An 18,195-nucleotide genomic window follows, 5' to 3' on the forward strand; every position below is an offset into this window, starting at 1 on the left:
ACTTATGATTTACATGAGTTTATTTAAGAAGTCAAGGGCCTTGTCATTTTTTTGTTTTATGAGAGTTCTTAAACCATGTTGTACTATTTTGTGATGATAGGGCTTGTCTCCATTGATGATTGTCTCAAGCCAGTTTACTGTTTGTTCTGTATGGCTTTTAGATAAATCATTTATATGGTTTGCAACTGACTTTCGGACGTAAGGCGATGGATCATTTAGTAATGGCTCTAGTAGGTGGAAATGATTAGTAACATCATTTTTTATCACATTAATCTTCTTGGCCCAAGGAAGACGTGGGCGAGTTCCTTCACTTACAAGACGCCGTACATGCGAATTTGAATCGGTTAGCCAGCGTTGTAACACTATGTACGTTTGATCTGGACTGTTTGTAATGTACGGTCGTATCGCATATTCGGATGTATGTCGTTTCGTAATTTCATAGAGTGCATGTAGTGATTGATGTTGGTCATTAAGACCATAGACCTCTACAAAGTGAGCAACAGGCATAAGAAAATAACCATTTGTAAACATCCCTTCCTCTGTTTCATTTTCCGGTCCAAGGATGTTTAACAAAATCGATAGTGCAACTGGATATTCGTGAGGTAAATGTTCCCTCAATGCTTGACTAATAACAGCTACCCTTCCTTTTAATTCGAGTGGAGTGACTTGCTTCTCAACGGATCGAATAAAAGAATTCGCAGGAAATGAAGGGTGATGTGCGACAATCAGCGTTGAAAGATGGTGAGCAAGGTCTTCATTAAAATAATTTTTCAATGCGATTGATTGTGCCATTTATTTTTCATCCCAAATGTTTTCATTGTAATGCTTATTATACGTTTCATCTGGTGGTATCACTTTAATAATGTCTAACAATGTACCGTTTGGATCGCTCGTAATAAAGTGACGCTGACCGAATGATTCATCACGGATATCTAAATGTAAAGGTAGTTTTTGCTTGAGAATTAAATCTTCATAAAGCTTATCAACATCATCGACTTCAAAATTGAGTATAAGACCTTCTGTTATTGCTCGAAATCCTTCCGGTATGGTCGGGTGGCTGTGGTTTAGTAAAGCCAGTTCAAAGGTTCCCTTTTGCAAACTTACATACCAATCTGCTTCAAAAATTGGCTTAAAGTCAAAATGTGTTTGATAAAATAAGCTAGTTTCTTCAATGCTATTCGTTAAAATTACGGGATAAAAGCTATTCATCATTTAAACCTCCTTAGGATCGTGTATAATGATTTTAACATACATACAGTATGTATGTAAATAGGCAATATATAAGAAATCCTGAATCTATGTTTCTTGTTAGTATAAGGTAGGAAGCAATAGATTATTAATGAGAGGATGAAAATGGATGAGGAAGCTGATTTTGTCGATGGTTATGTCCTTAGATGGATTTATAGAAACGAGGGATAAAGATATATCGTGGCATATTTGGGACGATGAAATGCAAGCGTATATGGCTGATTTTTTAGAAGGATGTGATGAATTACTCTATGGTCGAAAAGCGTATGAAATGATGATTGATTATTGGCCGGAAGCAGAGAAGAATATGGATCATTCTAAAGAGCATCGTAATTTTGCTAGCAAAATGAATTCACTGAATAAAGTTGTTTACTCTCGTACGTTAAACGAGGCAACGTGGAACGCTCGAATCGTAAAGGAAAATATTATTGATGAAGTTATAGATATGAAGAAAAGAGGAGGGAAGAATATCGTGTTACTTGCAGGATCTACACTAGCTGCAACATTGATTAAGCATAACGTTATTGATGAATATCGAATCATCGTTAATCCGGTTGTATTAGGTGATGGTCAACCATTATTTAAAGAAAGGCCACAAGCGATTGAACTTGTAAAAACAGAATCATTTCAATGTGGAAACGTGCTGCTAATTTATAAGGCGATATGATCTAGAAAAATGGAATGATGAACAGTTAGAACTTCCGTGGTCAATGGTGTTTATTTGCGACTATTAAGTATTACGGGGCAAGTGCTGATGAACGTGAATAGTGAACGCTTCAACAAGAACTTTGTTTTACCTGGACAGACATAAAATCCCTACCTATGCGATAAGTTTGGGTGAGAAGGTAAAGGAGGGATCGATAAAATGAAGACATTTGAAGAGGTAGCAAGATTCGAAAATAGCTTTTGGTTACAAGTTTTAGGAGATCATGCTCGATTCATTCACGATGCGTTAGCACCAAGCGAAGCAGAGAAAATTAAGGAAGCACGTTATTTTATCGATGCGTTTGACCAGTTGTTAGTGAATGTCAATACAGAGGATCCTGTTCTTTTAAGCAACATAGTCACGGAGGAAGTGCAAAAGCTAAGAGACTATAAACTTATCATTATTGGGGAGCATTTAATAGGAAAAGTGAAAATTGGGTTAGGTCCAACGTTTCTTAACCATATGGTGAATGAGTTAGATGAATATCTCGTCATATTAGAATATTTGACTAAAGGTCAGTCACCACCGACGTTTCATGAACTTCATCATCATTTAATTTGGTTACTGGATGCAGCAGGTCATGCAGGAGCGATCACCGATAATATGGATCGAATTGAAAAGGATATTCGTGGTAAAAGCATGGCTTTTACGAAAGAATTCGAAGAGTTTTACTTAAAGGCTGTGGAATTAAAAGGGTTTCTTCGTACAAACCTTTCAAAATTCCCTGCCCTGGAACGATTTAATAAAGATGTAGCATTTGAGATGCAGCTATTCCAATGCTTTGTTGATGAAATCGAGGAGCTAGAGTTAAGTAAACAAGCATTGGGGACATTTGCTCCTTTAATGGCTGATCATATGATGAGAGAGCAGTGCTATTATTTAATGAAGCTCGCTGAAACAACTGAGGTGGAGGACCCAAAATGTGATCCGACAAAGCCTAGGTTAGAATCATAAAACAAAAATGTGTCTTTTGAACTCCTTTTTCATTTAAAGCATTCTTTAAAGTTATTTTGACTTTAAGGAATGCTTTTTATTTTTGTCTATTTTAAAACTACCACACGATGCTTCATTACATACTTTGCTATTTTCTTTTAGGAAATTTTAAAAACTTAAACAAAACTTAAACTTCAGTTAGTAGGATGAATGATATATCGGTTTGATTATATGAATACAACAAAAGACCTATTGTTTGTTGAATGGAACGAGAAGATGAAAGCCTTTCGTTCAAACAACAATTATCCATAAATCTACAGGCATAAATGTTATATCGCAAATAATGGAGAGGAGAAAGGAAAAAATGAGAAAGCTAAGTTATTTTATGAAAAAGGTCGGCGTTATTGGGTTAGTACTACTTCTTATCTACTCAAGCGTTCTCCCGATCGAAATCGTCATCGCTGAAGATGGAGGAGGCGATTTCTTGATCATTGAGGAAGAAGAAGACTTGATGGTTGATGTTGAAGAAGGTTCTAGTGATGAAGATGTAGAGCTGCATTTGATTTAGAAAATGAGGAGTCCATTGACGAGGATGATGATAGCGAGTTTAACATTGATGGCATGTTAGTAGAGGAAGAGGATATCAAGGAACAAGAGGTTATCGAGGAACAAGAGGATAAGACAGCGCAAATGACCGAAATGGATGAGTCTGAGTCCGTCATGGAGATAGCAAGTGTGAGTTCTACAATGTTCTCGAGTGGCGATGGAACTGCTGACAATCCTTATATTATAGAGACGGCAGAGCAATTAGACGCAATGAGGAATAATTTAACCGCACATTATCAGTTAGGGAATGATATTGACCTGAGTGCTTATAGCTCAGGTGAGGGGTGGAAGCCGATTGGGGGAGCTCCCTTTCAATTTAGTGGTACGTTTGATGGGCGAGGCTACGTGATTACTGGTTTGAAGATAAATCGGCAAGAAGATAATCAAGGTTTATTCGGAAGGCTTGGAGTATACGGTGAAATTAAAGATGTAACTTAGTAGGTGTTGATATACATGCTAATAACAGTGTCGGTGCATTACTAGGATTTCAATTGGGTGGTACGATTGAAAAATGTAACGATTTCAGGAAGTGTTAGTGGTGAAATGTGGGTCGGTGGTTTAGTTGGACAAGTAAGTAATAGTTCAATAATAAGTAAGTCATCTGGAAGTGGTACAGTTTCAGGAGTTATGACTGTTGGTGGATTAGTTGGTGGGGCATTTCATAATGGCATAATTAATCAGTCATTCACTAATAGCGTGGTCTCAGGGAATGAATATGTTGGTGGGTTAGCTGGTGCTATTAACGGTCTCACTATATCCCAGTCTTATTCAAAAGGAACAGTATCAGGGTCTGGATTTGCAATTGGAGCCTTAGTAGGACAGATCAATAGCGGTAAAATGGAGCGATTATTTACAACGGCATCAACAGGTAGAAAAGGTGGATTGGCAGGTTCTTTTAATATAGAAGAACTCGAACAATCACATTTATATTGGAATACAAGTGTATATGATCCAATTCCGGGAGGCGCTCTTTTAGGAGACCCAATGACAGAAGAACAGTTGAAACAGAAAAGTACATTTCGTGAATGGGATTTTACGAATACGTGGTATATGTATAATGGGCAAACATTTCCGTTCTTACATTGGGAAGATCCTATTAAAAAGCTAGAGGTTGATATCGACTCCTCCGCAATAGAAATAGGGAAAAAGGGACAGCTAACTGTTACGGCGATTCACGAGCGAGATACTTATAATGGGACGGAAAATGCTGAGTTTAATGTGACATCAGGAGAGCGTCTTGTTGACGTGAGTGATTCTGGAGTTGTAACAGCAAAAGAAACTGGAAATGCTGTTATTACCGTCACTCTCCATGGTGAGGTTAGCACAATTGACGTTGAGGTAGTGGCTGCTTCGAAATTTGCGGGCGGAGATGGTTCTGAGGAAAATCCTTATATTATTGAATCGGCAGAGCAGTTAAATGCGGTAAGAGATGATTTAGGTGCTCATTACAGATTAGGTAATGATATTGATTTATCAGCATACAGCCTTGGGCAAGGCTGGGTACCGATTGGGATTGATATTAACTTCAATCCTTTCAATGGTACATTTGATGGAAATGGTTATGCGATTAAAAATTTGATGATTAATCGAAATCACACTAGACAAGATAATCAAGGACTATTTGGTGTACTTGGTAGAGACGGTGTGATTAAGGATGTTTCTTTAGAAGGTATAGATATTAGTAGTAATCAAGGTTTCTCTATTGGTGGATTAGTTGGCCTTAATTATGGTGAAATTAGTGGAGTGAGCTCAATGGTACGGTTGAGGGAAGATATTATGTTGGTGGACTAATTGGTAGAAACCATGGAGATGTTAACCAAACATATGCTGAAGGTCTTGTTTTTGGTTTTAGTAGAGTAGGTGGATTGATTGGAGAAAACTATGGTGATGTTATTCAATCGTCCGCTGAAGCCTATGTAAACGGTGATGACTACATTGGTGGGTTAGTTGGATTGAATCTTAGTACTGGAAATGGTATAAGTCAATCATTTGCAAAATCTACTGTAAAAGGAAATCTAGATGTCGGTGGTTTAGTAGGACAAAATCAAAATACTATAGTTCAATCATATGCTGAGAGTACCGTAGAAGGACATCGAAATATCGGTGGCTTGATAGGAAATCAATCATGGAGCAACAAAAAAGTAAGTGAGTCCTATTCCAATAGTTTAGTAACAGGACATGAGAACATTGGAGGTTTAGTAGGTTTAAAGCATGATGTAGCGATTATTGAAGCTTCTTATTGGAATAGTAGTGTCCAGAGAGGAGATTCTTTAGATAATGGGTTCGGGACAGCTTTGACGGAAGAAGAATTAAAACGATTTAACACATATAATGATTGGGACACTACAAATACATGGTACGTTTATAATGATCAGACGTTTCCTATTTTACAGTGGGAAAACCCATTGGAAGAAGTTGAGGTAGACATTGATTCTTCTGAGTTGAAGATTGAGGAAACTGCTCAACTGACAGTTACAGCAAACCATCAAGAAGGTTCCTTTGATGGAACGAGTACCGCTAACTATGAAGTTACAGAAGGAGATCAATTGGTTGACGTAGATCAAAATGGGATTGTAACAGCAAAAGAAAGTGGTGAGGCTGTTATTACCGTTACACTTTATGGTGAAGTGAACACAATTGATGTAACAGTTGTAGAACCACTATTTACGGAAGGTGACGGAACAGCTGATAATCCTTATATTATTACGACAGCAGAACAATTAGATGGTGTAAGAGAGAATTTGGAGGCTTATTATCAATTAGGAGCTGATATTGACTTAGCAGCGTACCTTTCAGGAGAGAGCTGGGAGCCAATAGGTCGTGCTGGTACTCCATTTATAGGTACATTTGATGGTGACGGTTATGAAATTACAGGATTACAATTCGACAACGAATTTAGGGAAAATTCAGGGTTGTTTAGTGCACTCAAAGATCCTGGAGTGATTAAAAACGTAACATTAGTAGATGTAGATATTAAGGCTACTAGAACCACTGTTGGTGGTTTAGTTGGTATTAATTTAGGAACAGGTAGAATTGAAAACTCATCTGTAACAGGAACTGTGTCAGGGGGTATGAATGTTGGCGGCTTAGTCGGAATAAATTATGGGATGATTAGCGAATCAGTCGCAACTACTACAACTTCAGCACGAAGTTTCAGAAGTGGTGGCCTTGTAGGCTTGAACTATGGAGAAATTATAAATTCATATGCTAATGGACGAGTTTCTGGTGACCAACGTGTCGGAGGTTTGGTGGGAGAACATTTAAAGAGCATTAATATTAGCAAAATTAGTGAATCCTATTCAAGCAGTATCGTAACTGGTAATAATAATGTTGGTGGTTTAGTCGGCACCAAGGATGATTCAGCACATATTGAACATTCTTATTGGAATAAAAGTGTATACAATGGAGATTATCCAGACAATGAGATAGGTACTCCACTGACGGAAGCGGAGTTAAAGCAGCTGAGCACGTTTAGTAATTGGGATTTTACAAATACATGGTACATCTATAATGATCAGACATTTCCCATTTTACAGTGGGAAAATCCGATTGAAAAAATTGAAAGTGAAATAGACTCATCAGAAATCAAAGTCGGTAAAATGGGTCGCATTTCAGTTACGGCCACTCATCAACAAGGTACTTATGATGGAACGCGAAATGCAGAGTATTTAGTAACAGAAGGAGAGCAAATCGTTGACGTTGATAATAATGGTGTTGTAACAGCAAAAGAAAGCGGCCATGCGGTTATTACCGTTACACTTTATGGTGAAGTGAGCACGATTGATGTAACTGTTGTAGACCTATTTACTGAAGGCGATGGAACAGTTGATCAACCTTATATCATTACGACAGCAGAACAACTAAATGCTGTAAGAGAAGATTTAGGGGCTCATTATAAGTTAGGAAATGATATTGATTTAGCAGAGTTTCTTTCAGGAGAGAGCTGGGAGCCTCTAGGTAATGATCAGCTCGCATTTGAAGGTACGTTTAATGGCGAAGGATATGAAATTAAAGGTTTAAAAATCGATGGAAGTTTAGATGTTCAAGGGCTGTTTGGCGGATTAGGTAATACGGGTGTGATTAAAAATGTCACTTTAGTAGACGCAAATATAGAGGGGAATAGCATTATTGGTGGCTTAGTTGCATATAGTTATCCTTCGGCTCGTATTGAAAATTCAACTGTAACAGGAACCTTGTCGGGAAGTAGTAATGTGGGCGGTTTGGTTGGATTGAATTATGGAAAGATTCGTGAATCAGCCGCTCATGCGACCATTCAATTGAGTAATATCAATGGTGGTGGTCTTGTTGGTATAAATTATGGGAACATTATAAAATCATATGCTAGAGGCGAAGTTTCTGGTAGAAATAGTATTGGCGGTTTAGTTGGAGGCTATTTTTTGGGAAGAGACGAAAATAGTAAGATTAGTGAATCATATTCTAGCAGTATCGTAACTGGTGAGGAGAATGTTGGTGGTTTAGTCGGTTTATTGACTAATGATTCAGCCATTATTGAACATTCATATTGGAATAAGAGTATGTATGGTGGTGATTATCCAGACAATGGATACGGTACTCCTATAACGGAAGCGGAGTTAAAACAACTGAGTACATTTACTAATTGGGATTTTACGAATACGTGGTACGTCTATAATGATCAGGTGTTTCCATTTTTGCAATGGGAAAATTCATTGGAGTCAGTAGAAGTGAAACTTGATTCATTAACGTTACAGATTGGTAACAGCACGCAAATATCCGTCACTGCCCATCATGAAGAAGGGTCATTTGATGGAACAAGTAATGCTGAATATGAAGTTACTAAAGGAGACGATCTAATCTCCATAGATGAGAATGGGCAGGTAACAGCTACCGCACCGGGAAATGGAGAAATAACTGTCCAATTATTCGGTGAAGTGAGCACGCATGAAATTGAAGTTCTTCCATACCAGATTTCAAGTATAGAAGAGTTTCAACCTATTACTGTGGACAATGGAACTGAAATTGGCCAAATTGGCTTGCCAACAACGATACAAGTGACGGTAAGTCCAGGAGATGAGTTACGGGATATTAAGGTGCAATGGACTCATGCAGATGAAGACAATCCGTATGAAGCAACTAAAGCTGGAACGTACACATTTATCGGTACTTTAGTTGATTTTCCAGATGATGTTGAAAATCCAAATCATTTAACTGCAATGGTAGAGGTTATTGTCGATGTGCCATTTATAACCGATGTAGAAGTTTTAGATAGTATTCGTGTTGAAAATGGAACGAAACGTGCTGATCTTACATTACCTGACGAAGTTCAAGTTACATTAAATAATGGTGAGACTGCACAAATGGGTGTGAGCTGGGATAACGGAGAACCTTTATACGACGAGTTGAAGGCTGGAACTTATACGTTTACAGGGAGCTTTGAATCCTCAGATGGCATCATTGGACAATTAACAAACTTTGTTGCTTCGCTTATTATCAGTGATTTTGAGCAGCCTTTAAAAGTGAAAAATCCTGCTAACATTACGGCGACAGTAGAAGTTGAAGTTAAACAACCATATATAACAGAGGTTGAACAATTAAATGCGATTCATGTAGCAAATGGGACGGAACTTAACGATGTTGGTTTACCGGATCAGGTTAATGTTATCTTAAATAATGGTCATGACCTTGATGTATATGTAGATTGGAATAACGGTGTACCGGAATACGAGAAGATGACAGCCGGTGTGTATCAATTTACAGGAACGTTGGTGCAGCCTGAAGCGATTGAAAATTTAGAACATAAAGTAGCCACTATTGATGTAGTTATCGGTGAGCCAATTATTACAGAAGTAGGTACGATAGAAGCTATTCACGTTGCAAATGGGACGGAGCTTTCAGAGTTGATTTTCCCAGAGCAAGTAGAGGTCACACTAAATAACGGCGATACAGTTTATTTAGATGTGACATGGAATAAAGGTGAACCGACGTATGACGGAATGAAGGCAGGTACCTATTTATTTACGGGGATGCTGGAATTACCAACTGGAGTACAGAATCCAAATAACAAGCATGTTGAAGTAGAGGTGAAAGTTGATAAACCATTTATCACAGGGTTGAACAATTAAAAGACATTCCTGTTGAAAATGGAACGAAGCTAACTGAAATCCGTTTTCCTGAACAAGTTGTTGTTACGTTAAATAATGGTGAGAAAAAGACCATTAATGTGACTTGGGATGATGGAGGTGCGGACTATAATAGCGTAAAAGCTGGAACCTATCGTTTCACGGGAAGCCTGGAGCAGGTAAGTGAGCTTGAAAATCCGATAAACGTGCGGGCAGTAGTGGATGTAAAGGTAGGTCAACCTGTTATTACGGAAGTGGAAGTTATAGAAGTTATTAAAGTAGCAAACGGTACAGATTTTGCTGAAATCGGATTACCTAGTCAGGTTGAAGTGACGTTAAATAATGGCGGTCTAGCAATGGTTGATGTGGAATGGAGCGATAGTGTTCCCAGATATGAAGGAAAAAACCAGGAGTGTATCAATTTACAGGAACGCTTAAGCAACTAGACGAGATTGGTAATCCGGAGTATAAACAGGCTACGGTTGAAGTCATCGTTGAACCACCTGTCATTGTAGAAGTGGTAGATTTAGGAGATATAGCTGTTAAACGTGTGGCGAATGGAACGAAGCGTTCAGAGCTTGAGCTGCCAGAAAAAGTGGAAGTTGTTTTAAACAATGGCGAGGTAACCGAAATCGCTGTAACGTGGGATGACGGAAATCCTCCATATGATGAGAGAAAAGCCGGTACGTACACGTTTACAGGGACATTTGCATTATCACAAAATATGTTCAGTACGCTGGTGTCATCAATTGCTTCGACTTTCACAAGTGAAGGGAATTATTTCGGAGAGATACAGAATCCAGATCATGTAACAGTAACCATTGATGTAGAAGTTGACAACCCATTTATCACTGAAGTAGAGCAGTTGGATAACATTCAAGTTGTCAATGGGATCAAGCGAGAAGACCTTGATTTACCAGAGTATGTTGAGGTTATGCTAAACAATGGTGACAAAGCGAATATTTATGTGAATTGGGATGAGGGTGTACCTATCTATAATGAAAAGGTGGCTGGAGCCTATCATTTCACAGGGATGCTCGAACAGTTAGGAGAGATTGAAAATATACATGATAAGCATGCGACTATTAAGGTACTAGTAGGTGACCCGATTATTACAACGGTTGAACGCTTAGAAAAAGTGACAGTTGTAAATGGTACAAAACGTACTGAACTAGAGCTACCAGAGCAGGTTGAGATTACGTTAAATAATGGCGAAGTGGTGAAAGTCGATGTGACGTGGAATGAAGGTGACCCGCAGTATGATGGAATGCAGGCTGGAACCTATCCATTTATCGGAACGCTTGAATGGTCAAGCGAGTTACAAATAGTAAATCCGAACAACTTACAAGCAACTGTCGAGGTAGAAGTTGATCAACCTGTTATTGCCGAAATAGAAGCATTAGCTCCTATACAAGTAGAAAACGGAACGAAACGATCAGAGCTAGAATTACCAGAAATGATTGAAGTTCTTTTGAACAATGGCGAGAAAGCCATGTTAATGTGAACTGGGATGACGGTAAACCAGAATATAATGAAAAGGTGGCTGGAACTTATCAATTTACAGGAACGCTTGAACAGCTAGGTGAAATTCAAAACCCTACTAATAAGCAAGCAGAAATGGATGTTATTGTAGATTCTCCAATCATTGTCGAAGTAGCTGATCTAGAGGAATTAGGAATTCCATTAATAATCGAAGTGGCGAACGGTACAAAGCGTTCTGAGCTTGGTTTACCGGAAAAGGTAAAAGTTGTATTAAACAATGGTGAAACGACAGAAGTTGATGTAACGTGGGATGACGGAAATCCTCCATATGATGAGAAAAAAGCCGGAACGTACACATTTACAGGAACATTACTGTTATCGCAGCAACAAGGTATGTTCAGTATGATGACAGCTTCAATTGCATCTATCTTTACAAGTGAATTAAAGCCATCACACGAAATCCAGAATCCGCATCAATTAACGGTATCGCTTGATGTGGAAGTTCAAGAACCATACCTTATAGAAGTAGAAAGTTTAGACCGAATTCATGTTGATAATGGAACAGAGAAGAGTGAAGTGCCATTACCAGAGTCGGTTGACGTTATTTTAAACAACGGTGAAACATTGCAATTATTTGTGGAATGGAATGAAAGTGAACCTAAGTACGAAAGTAGGAAGGAAGGAGCATATCGATTTACGGGAACATTCGAACTGGTCGATGGCGTAACGAATTTGAATCAGCTTCAACCAATCGTAGAGGTCGTTGTTGGCGAACCTCATATTATTGAAGTAGAGAAAATGGGGGTTATTACGGTTGAGAACGGAACAACAATTTCAGATCTACTATTGCCGAGGAAGGCAAAGGTCATATTAAATAACGGTGGAGTGTTGGATGTAGAAGTTACATGGGAGGAAAGTGAACCACCATACGATGGTATGCAAGCTGGTACGTATACATTTAAAGGTACATTGGAACAGATTAATGGTATAAAAAATCCACAAAATATGAACGCGATCGTCGAGGTGGAAGTTAATCAACCTTATATCTTGGAAATAAGTGAATTAGACGATTTACAAGTGAAAAATGGAACGCAACGATCGGAGTTAGAGTTACCATTGCAGATTGAAGTCGTTTTAAGCAACGGCGAGACAATCGACTTAGGAGTAACGTGGAACGATGGTGAGCCTCTGTATGATGGAACGAGAGCAGGTTCGTATCAATTCACTGGAGTCGTTCAACAGTTGACTGGAATATTGAACCTTTATAATGTTCAGGCGATACAAACTGTTATCGTTTCCGAAAAGGACGATCCAATTGAACGTGATCAGGATCTTGATCCTGATCCTGATCCTGTAGATCCTATTCCTGATGGGGATAAACCTACTATTAAAGATCAAGAGTTTGTCAGAAGAGACAATGAGGATAATAGATTGCCGAGTTTTAATGAAGATAACGATACATTACCAAAAACAGCAACTCCATATTTCTCATTTTTAGTAATCGGATTATTTTTAGTCTTGGCAAGTAAAGTTATGCTTTTATGGAAAAGAAAGCAACGAATGGGATCGAAACAGGAATAGACTCAATATTATTATGATTAGTTATGGGGGCTCAAGAAAGGGCAGCTTGCTGCAGTGGACCGAAGGGAAAAAGTTCAATGCAGGCGATGCTTGTTTATGATCCAACTGGCACTGAGGAAACACACATCCACCAGTATCACGAACAGTAAATAGACGAATTAACGTAAAAACGCCTTTGAGAATCAACTTCTCATAGGCGTTTTGTCTTCGGTCTGAGTGATTTATATTCATATAAATCATCCTCCTTAAAAGCGAAAGTCGCCTAATTTTAGGAATACGATGGCTTTTGTAATTTATTATATTTAGGTTTAAGAAACAACAACTTTTAAATATCAATAAGAGGAAGTAAAAAATTTAAAAACTATGTAATACGATAGAAACAGGAATAGTATTTTTGTTCAAAAAGGATCAAATAGAAGTATTATCATCGGAAAATAATCTACATGATAAGGATTTACCTCATTATTATGAAGAATACACACAATTTTGACAGTACCTAGCAATTTTCAACATAGTATTTACATTTGTTTAATTTTCCCTTAATAGAATCACCTTACAATTGTATAGACAAATCTATCAATTTGAATGTTTAGATTCTGTCAAAAACTAAGTTGGAGGTTCATAAACATGAGGACGAAGAAGTTAAGTGCCCTATTTTTAACATTAATTATTCTCTTTAGTTCTTTCTTTAGTGGTTTAAATGTTTCAGCAAATGAAGAAATAGAATTTAGCCAAGAAGATGAAGAAATAGTGGTGCAAAGTACGGAATCAGAGGCTAGTGAGTATACTATTTCTGGAATAGCTATTACACCTGGCCGTAATGAGTCGGAGCTTAATTTTGCATGGTATTCTCCAAAAGATCCAGAGGCAACTGTTGTACAATTTGCTACGAAAACTGAAATGACAGGGGACGAGTTTCCTGTAGAAGCAGCAAGTACATATACTGGCACCGCAACAGATGCTGTAGCAGGTTTTTCCTCGAATAAAGTAACCGTTACAGATCTTGTTCCAAATGAACAGTATGTGTATCGTTTAGGTGATGGGAACGAAGAGAATTGGAGCCCGGTGTATGACTTTCAGACACATTCTACTGAGGGTGGCTTTGATTTCCTTATGTTCGGGGATCCACAAATTGGTGCAGGGAATGTAACCGCAGATACGATTGGTTGGAATAAAACTGTAACTACAGCAGTGAGAGAATTTCCAAATGCGAATTTCTTAGTATCTGTAGGTGATCAGGTAGAAGTAGCGACAAATGAAAGACATTATGATGGTTATTTTACACCAGAGCCATTAAAAAATTATGCAGTTGCTACGGTTCAAGGAAATCATGACAATTCTATAAACTATCAGTATCATTTTAATACCCCTAATCATAAACCAGAGTACATTTCTACTGTTGCTGGAGGAATTACTACTATACTTACGGAAATACACTATTTATGGCTTTGAATACAAATGCACGAAGTGGTGCAGGCCATAAAGCTTTTATGGAAGAAGCGATTGCAGCCCATCCAGATACTGATTGGAAAATCGTTATTAACCACCAGTCAATTTATAGCTCTGCTAGTCATTCAACTAGAAGTTCAACAGCAGACTTAAGAGCTAATTTGTTTCCTATTTTTGATGAGCTTGAAATTGATGTTGTTTTAGGGGGGCATGACCATTCCTATACGCGATCTCATCATATGTTAGGCGATCAACCTCAGATTGACCAAAATTACGATTCATTGGGAAGAGTTGTGAATCCAACAGGCACGTTATATATTACGAACAACTCCGCTAGTGGCAGTAAATATTATACTTTAAAGCCACCTGCTCCACACGAAGCATTTGTTTCACAGTTAAGAGTTCCTACTTTTTCACATGTAGAAGTAACAGATAATACGTTCACTATAACAGCTTATATAACCGATACGATGGAAGTTTTCGATACGTATACAATTGTAAAGGATCCTTCTTTCCAACCACCTGAAGAAGAACAAGAAGATCCTAATTCAGGTGATGACGGAGAAACAGAACAGCCGGAACAGCCGGAACAACCGGAACAACCGGAACAACCGGAACAACCAGAACAACCAGAACAACCAGAACAACCAGAACAACCAGAACAACCAGAACAACCAGAAACTCCAGAAGATAATTCAAAACAAAATGGGACAATGGGAGAGGTAGTTCCGAATGTGGAGTTACCGACAGAGCTTGATTCAAACTCTCAAGTAAAGATCAATGTTATCTCGGATTCGCATGTATTAATAGAAAGCATGGTTGGCAATAATGCTGCCTTTGAATCCGCTTTAAATACTGACCGAAAAATGTTTGCGGAGTCTCAAGCGATTTTTGATGCCTCTTTAATAAATGTAAAGGAAAGTAATTCATCGATCTTATTGATGCCTGGTGATTTAACGAAAGATGGAGAATTACAAGGCCATCAATACGTTGCTGAGGAATTAACAAAGCTACAAGAAGAAATTGAAGCAGAAGGTAAAGATTTCCACGTTTTTGTCGTTCCAGGAAACCATGATTTACTTAATTTAAATGGTAGGGACTTTTCACAAGCAGACGATGTAGATAACTGGAGGGAAGCTCCAACTGTAGAAACAGCTACTCCATCTCAGTTTAGAGAGCTTTATTATGAAAGTGGATTAATGGGAAATGGGGAAATTAACTACTATGCAGAATCACATTTATATCAAAAGTATTTAGCTGATATACAACAAATTATGCCTAATCAGGAATTTGTTCATGGTAGTTTATCTTATTCCTACCGGGTTGACATTGGTGAAAATGAAGGGAAAAAGGGCTTAACGATCATTGGTTAGATACGACCAAGCATAGTGCTGATGTTACCGATAGTGGTCAGAATATTCAAGAGACGGGTGGCGTCATTACAAGACCTTTATTAGATTGGGCAATAAAGGAAATTGAAGCAGCGAACGAGCGTTTAGATTCCGTTATGTTATTAGCACATCATGGGGTAATTTTACATTATGATGGACAACAGACATTATTTTCTGATTACATTATTGATAATTGGGATGTAGTTGATCCTATTACTGGAAAAACCCCTGCAGAAGAATTAGCAGATGCGGGTCTTCGTTATGTGTTTACTGGTCATGGTCATGCGAACGATGTTGCTAAAATAACGACAAAAGATGGTAATACGCTTTTTGATATTGAAACAGGTTCGCCAGTTTCTTTCCCATCACCATATCGTACAATGGTGTTTACGAATGAAATTGTTGAAGGTGATACACGTCAGGAATCGTTAGTCGTTAGAACGGATACAATCACGAATGTACAATATATTGATCCTACAACTGGTGAACCGATTGAAGATTTAAAAGAGTATGGTAATCAACTTATGGTTACTCCAGAGCTAATTGAAGGGTTAGCAGTTAATCTGTTTGACAGTGCTTTCTTTAAACAGTATCAAGAACAAGGTCTTGTAAGTCTTCTTGATCTCCTAATTGGAACAACTGCTGGAGAATTTATTGTTGACTCTTTACCGGATTTACTAGGTTCAAGTCCAGAAGAAGGATTAGAATTAGCTGGTATTGCAAACATTTATTATAACACCGAACAAAATAGACTCATTTTAAGTGCTTTAGGTGCTAATTTTCATATAACTGCTGAAAACTTGAAGTTAGTTGTCGATAATCTTGTTGCACAATTAGATGAGAAATATATTCAAGATACGTCATACTTTGAAAGTCTAGTTGGGGAAGCTGGTGCAATGCTTCTTGATACAGAATTAGATGTGGAGAGTGACCCTAATAAAACTGTTGGAGATTTAATCAACTATCTTTATAGTAGTCATCTAGAAGGGGATGAAACCCATCGATTGGAAAATACTGAAGATTGGGTGAAAGAAGGAATCGAAGCTGTTAATTCAGGACAAGTGATTGATAACATGGTGAGCAACCTTATCCCTTTATTAGACGAAGCAATTGAAGAAATTGCAGAAAATCTAAAATATGATCCATCAATTAGTAGGATTTTAGAGGGAGGAGGCTTTTTAGGTTTTATAGCTAAACCTGCTCTTGAACTTGCTCTTGGAAGTAATTTGAAGGCAATTGTGGGTTTTGTCAATACGGGTGAACTACTAGAACCTCTTATTCAAGACTTAATAGAGGATCAATCTGTTGATAAAATGATTATTCAACTTGTAAACGGATTTGCTTCTGAAGTTCATGAGTTTGCACAACCGTATGATAACAACTTTGCTGTAACGTGGTCGATGCCTTTACCGGTAGAACATCGTCAAAAGCAAAAACGTGTAGACGCAAGTGTAACAATTACTGATGACATCGTTAATGTCAGTGATGAATCTGTGATTTTAGTAGATAATGAAGGTACGCTTGTTGTTGATCTATCTGAATATGATAGCTCTAAAGTGGACATTTCCTTGACAAACGAGCAATTGGCAGAATTAGTAAGTAAGAATATAAGAGTAGAAGTAATAAATGAGGAAGTAATGCTCATTATCCCAATGAGTAACTTCGTAAATAATGAGAGCCTAACGATCAGTGTAGAAAATGTAACTAACATTGATAATCCTATCAGTGATGTATATGACTTCACTATTAAAGATGGCGATGTTGTTGTTTCTACATTTGAAGCAGAAGGAATTACATTAACGTTCCGAGTTAATGTAGATGAAGTTACAGATACAAACGCATTAAACGTTTATACACTTAACGCTAATGATGAATGGGAGATTATTGGCGGGGAATATCAAGATGGCTTTGTAACAGCCGTTACTAACCATTTTAGTATCTTCACTGTTCTAGAAGATGTAGAAACACCGGGAGACGAGCAACCGGGAGACGAGCAACCGGGAGACGAGCAACCGGGAGAGAGCAACCGAGAGATGAGCAACCGAGAGATGAACAACCGAGAGATGAACAACCGAGAGATGAACAACCGAGAGATGAGCAACCGGGAGATGAGCAACCGGGAGATAAGCAACCAGGAACGAGCAACCGAGAGACGAGCAACCGGGAGATAAGCAACCAGGAACCGATCAACCGGGAGACGATCAACCGGGAGATAAGCAACCAGGAATCGAGCAACCGGGAGACGAGCAACCGGGAGATGAGCAACCAGGAGACGATCAACCAGGAACCGAGCAACCAGGAGATGAGCTGTCGAATAAAGAAAACAATAATCAAGTTAATGATGAATATGAGCTACCGAATACAGCTACAAACATTTATAACTTGATTCTATTAGGGATTGTTCTACTTCTAATTGGTACAATAATTATGTGGCGAAATAGAAAAATGGAGAATTAGATTGTCATTAAGAATTACTCGATAATGGTGGATTTAATGAGAAAAAATAAATAAATTAAAACTCAGGTCCAAGGGATAACCCTTGGGCCTATTCCTTTTTGCTTACAACAATAATTATAGGCTTTCACTATTGCCATTACATTCGTACGTTCTTTAAAACATTATTACTAATATCAGAGATCAGGTTAGATAGTGTGAAAATTCCTAAGGAATATATACCGTCTGATACTTTGAAATGTGTATT

Annotated in this window: 15 protein-coding genes; 13 read left to right on the top strand and 2 right to left on the bottom strand. The window is 38.1% G+C overall.

The genetic code is table 11. The features are described from left to right. Positions 1–9: 9 nt before the first annotated feature. Entirely contained in the window at positions 10–792 is a 783-nt protein-coding gene (locus JCM19034_RS03690; protein ID WP_062047419.1) for a DNA alkylation repair protein, read from the bottom strand. Then, entirely contained in the window at positions 793–1,209 is a 417-nt protein-coding gene (locus tag JCM19034_RS03695; RefSeq protein WP_197276338.1) for a VOC family protein, read from the bottom strand. A 148-nt stretch (positions 1,210–1,357) separates the two neighbouring features. Between JCM19034_RS03695 and JCM19034_RS03700 the strand changes: the two genes are divergently transcribed. The 13 genes from JCM19034_RS03700 (at position 1,358) to JCM19034_RS24590 (ending at position 17,951) form a co-directional block, all read left to right on the top strand. Beyond that, positions 1,358–1,915 (top strand): dihydrofolate reductase family protein, encoded by a 558-nt coding sequence (locus tag JCM19034_RS03700; RefSeq protein ID WP_062047423.1) that lies wholly within the window; start codon positions 1,358–1,360, stop codon positions 1,913–1,915. A gap of 198 nt (positions 1,916–2,113) precedes the next feature. Further along, the gene (locus JCM19034_RS03705; RefSeq protein WP_062047425.1) at positions 2,114–2,908 is read left to right on the top strand and encodes a DUF2935 domain-containing protein; all 795 of its coding nucleotides are present in this window, start codon (positions 2,114–2,116) and stop codon (positions 2,906–2,908) included. Between the two features lie 343 nt (positions 2,909–3,251). Next, positions 3,252–3,455 (top strand): hypothetical protein, encoded by a 204-nt coding sequence (locus JCM19034_RS03710; protein WP_062047427.1) that lies wholly within the window; start codon positions 3,252–3,254, stop codon positions 3,453–3,455. Positions 3,456–3,508: 53 nt separating this feature from the next. Further along, positions 3,509–3,931: a hypothetical protein gene (locus tag JCM19034_RS03715; RefSeq protein ID WP_062047428.1), complete on the top strand. Its 423-nt coding sequence runs from the start codon at positions 3,509–3,511 to the stop codon at positions 3,929–3,931. A 66-nt stretch (positions 3,932–3,997) separates the two neighbouring features. Further along, positions 3,998–5,284, top strand: a complete 1,287-nt coding sequence (locus tag JCM19034_RS03720) for a hypothetical protein (protein ID WP_062047429.1) — start codon at positions 3,998–4,000, stop codon at positions 5,282–5,284. Positions 5,285–5,358: 74 nt separating this feature from the next. Beyond that, a complete protein-coding gene (locus tag JCM19034_RS03725; protein WP_062047430.1) occupies positions 5,359–9,594 on the top strand; it encodes an Ig-like domain-containing protein in 4,236 nt (1,411 codons plus the stop codon). A 38-nt stretch (positions 9,595–9,632) separates the two neighbouring features. Then, positions 9,633–10,037, top strand: coding sequence for an Ig-like domain-containing protein (locus JCM19034_RS03730; protein WP_231686823.1), 405 nt, complete (start codon positions 9,633–9,635; stop codon positions 10,035–10,037). Further along, positions 10,004–11,095 carry an Ig-like domain-containing protein gene (locus tag JCM19034_RS03735; protein ID WP_062047432.1) on the top strand — a complete coding sequence of 364 codons (1,092 nt, stop codon included), beginning with the start codon at positions 10,004–10,006 and terminating at the stop codon, positions 11,093–11,095. The genes JCM19034_RS03730 and JCM19034_RS03735 overlap by 34 nt, the downstream gene beginning before the upstream one ends. Next, the gene (locus tag JCM19034_RS03740; RefSeq protein ID WP_062047433.1) at positions 11,092–12,654 is read left to right on the top strand and encodes an Ig-like domain-containing protein; all 1,563 of its coding nucleotides are present in this window, start codon (positions 11,092–11,094) and stop codon (positions 12,652–12,654) included. The genes JCM19034_RS03735 and JCM19034_RS03740 overlap by 4 nt, the downstream gene beginning before the upstream one ends. Positions 12,655–13,281: 627 nt before the next feature. Continuing rightward, entirely contained in the window at positions 13,282–14,106 is an 825-nt protein-coding gene (locus tag JCM19034_RS03750) for a fibronectin type III domain-containing protein (protein WP_062047437.1), read from the top strand. Continuing rightward, the gene (locus tag JCM19034_RS03755) at positions 14,097–15,476 is read left to right on the top strand and encodes a metallophosphoesterase (RefSeq protein ID WP_062047439.1); all 1,380 of its coding nucleotides are present in this window, start codon (positions 14,097–14,099) and stop codon (positions 15,474–15,476) included. The genes JCM19034_RS03750 and JCM19034_RS03755 overlap by 10 nt, the downstream gene beginning before the upstream one ends. A gap of 134 nt (positions 15,477–15,610) precedes the next feature. Next, on the top strand, positions 15,611–17,665 hold the full coding sequence (locus JCM19034_RS03760) for a hypothetical protein (protein WP_062047441.1): 2,055 nt from the start codon (positions 15,611–15,613) through the stop codon (positions 17,663–17,665). A gap of 136 nt (positions 17,666–17,801) precedes the next feature. Beyond that, positions 17,802–17,951 (top strand): LPXTG cell wall anchor domain-containing protein, encoded by a 150-nt coding sequence (locus JCM19034_RS24590; RefSeq protein WP_370621823.1) that lies wholly within the window; start codon positions 17,802–17,804, stop codon positions 17,949–17,951. The last annotated feature ends 244 nt before the right edge of the window (positions 17,952–18,195 follow it).

Source organism: Bacillus sp. JCM 19034, from assembly GCF_001310635.1.
Taxonomy (GTDB): Bacteria; Bacillota; Bacilli; order Bacillales; family Bacillaceae_D; genus Halalkalibacter.

Bases quoted from the DNA above. Each gene is read 5' to 3' on its own strand.
- JCM19034_RS03715 (WP_062047428.1), top strand. From the start codon at position 3,509: ATGTTAGTAGAGGAAGAGGATATCAAGGAACAAGAGGTTATCGAGGAA.
- JCM19034_RS03710 (WP_062047427.1), top strand. From the start codon at position 3,252: ATGAGAAAGCTAAGTTATTTTATGAAAAAGGTCGGCGTTATTGGGTTA.
- JCM19034_RS03760 (WP_062047441.1), top strand. From the start codon at position 15,611: ATGTTATTAGCACATCATGGGGTAATTTTACATTATGATGGACAACAG.
- JCM19034_RS03755 (WP_062047439.1), top strand. From the start codon at position 14,097: ATGGCTTTGAATACAAATGCACGAAGTGGTGCAGGCCATAAAGCTTTT.
- JCM19034_RS03695 (WP_197276338.1), bottom strand. From the start codon at position 1,209: ATGAATAGCTTTTATCCCGTAATTTTAACGAATAGCATTGAAGAAACT.
- JCM19034_RS03705 (WP_062047425.1), top strand. From the start codon at position 2,114: ATGAAGACATTTGAAGAGGTAGCAAGATTCGAAAATAGCTTTTGGTTA.
- JCM19034_RS03700 (WP_062047423.1), top strand. From the start codon at position 1,358: ATGAGGAAGCTGATTTTGTCGATGGTTATGTCCTTAGATGGATTTATA.
- JCM19034_RS03750 (WP_062047437.1), top strand. From the start codon at position 13,282: ATGAGGACGAAGAAGTTAAGTGCCCTATTTTTAACATTAATTATTCTC.
- JCM19034_RS03690 (WP_062047419.1), bottom strand. From the start codon at position 792: ATGGCACAATCAATCGCATTGAAAAATTATTTTAATGAAGACCTTGCT.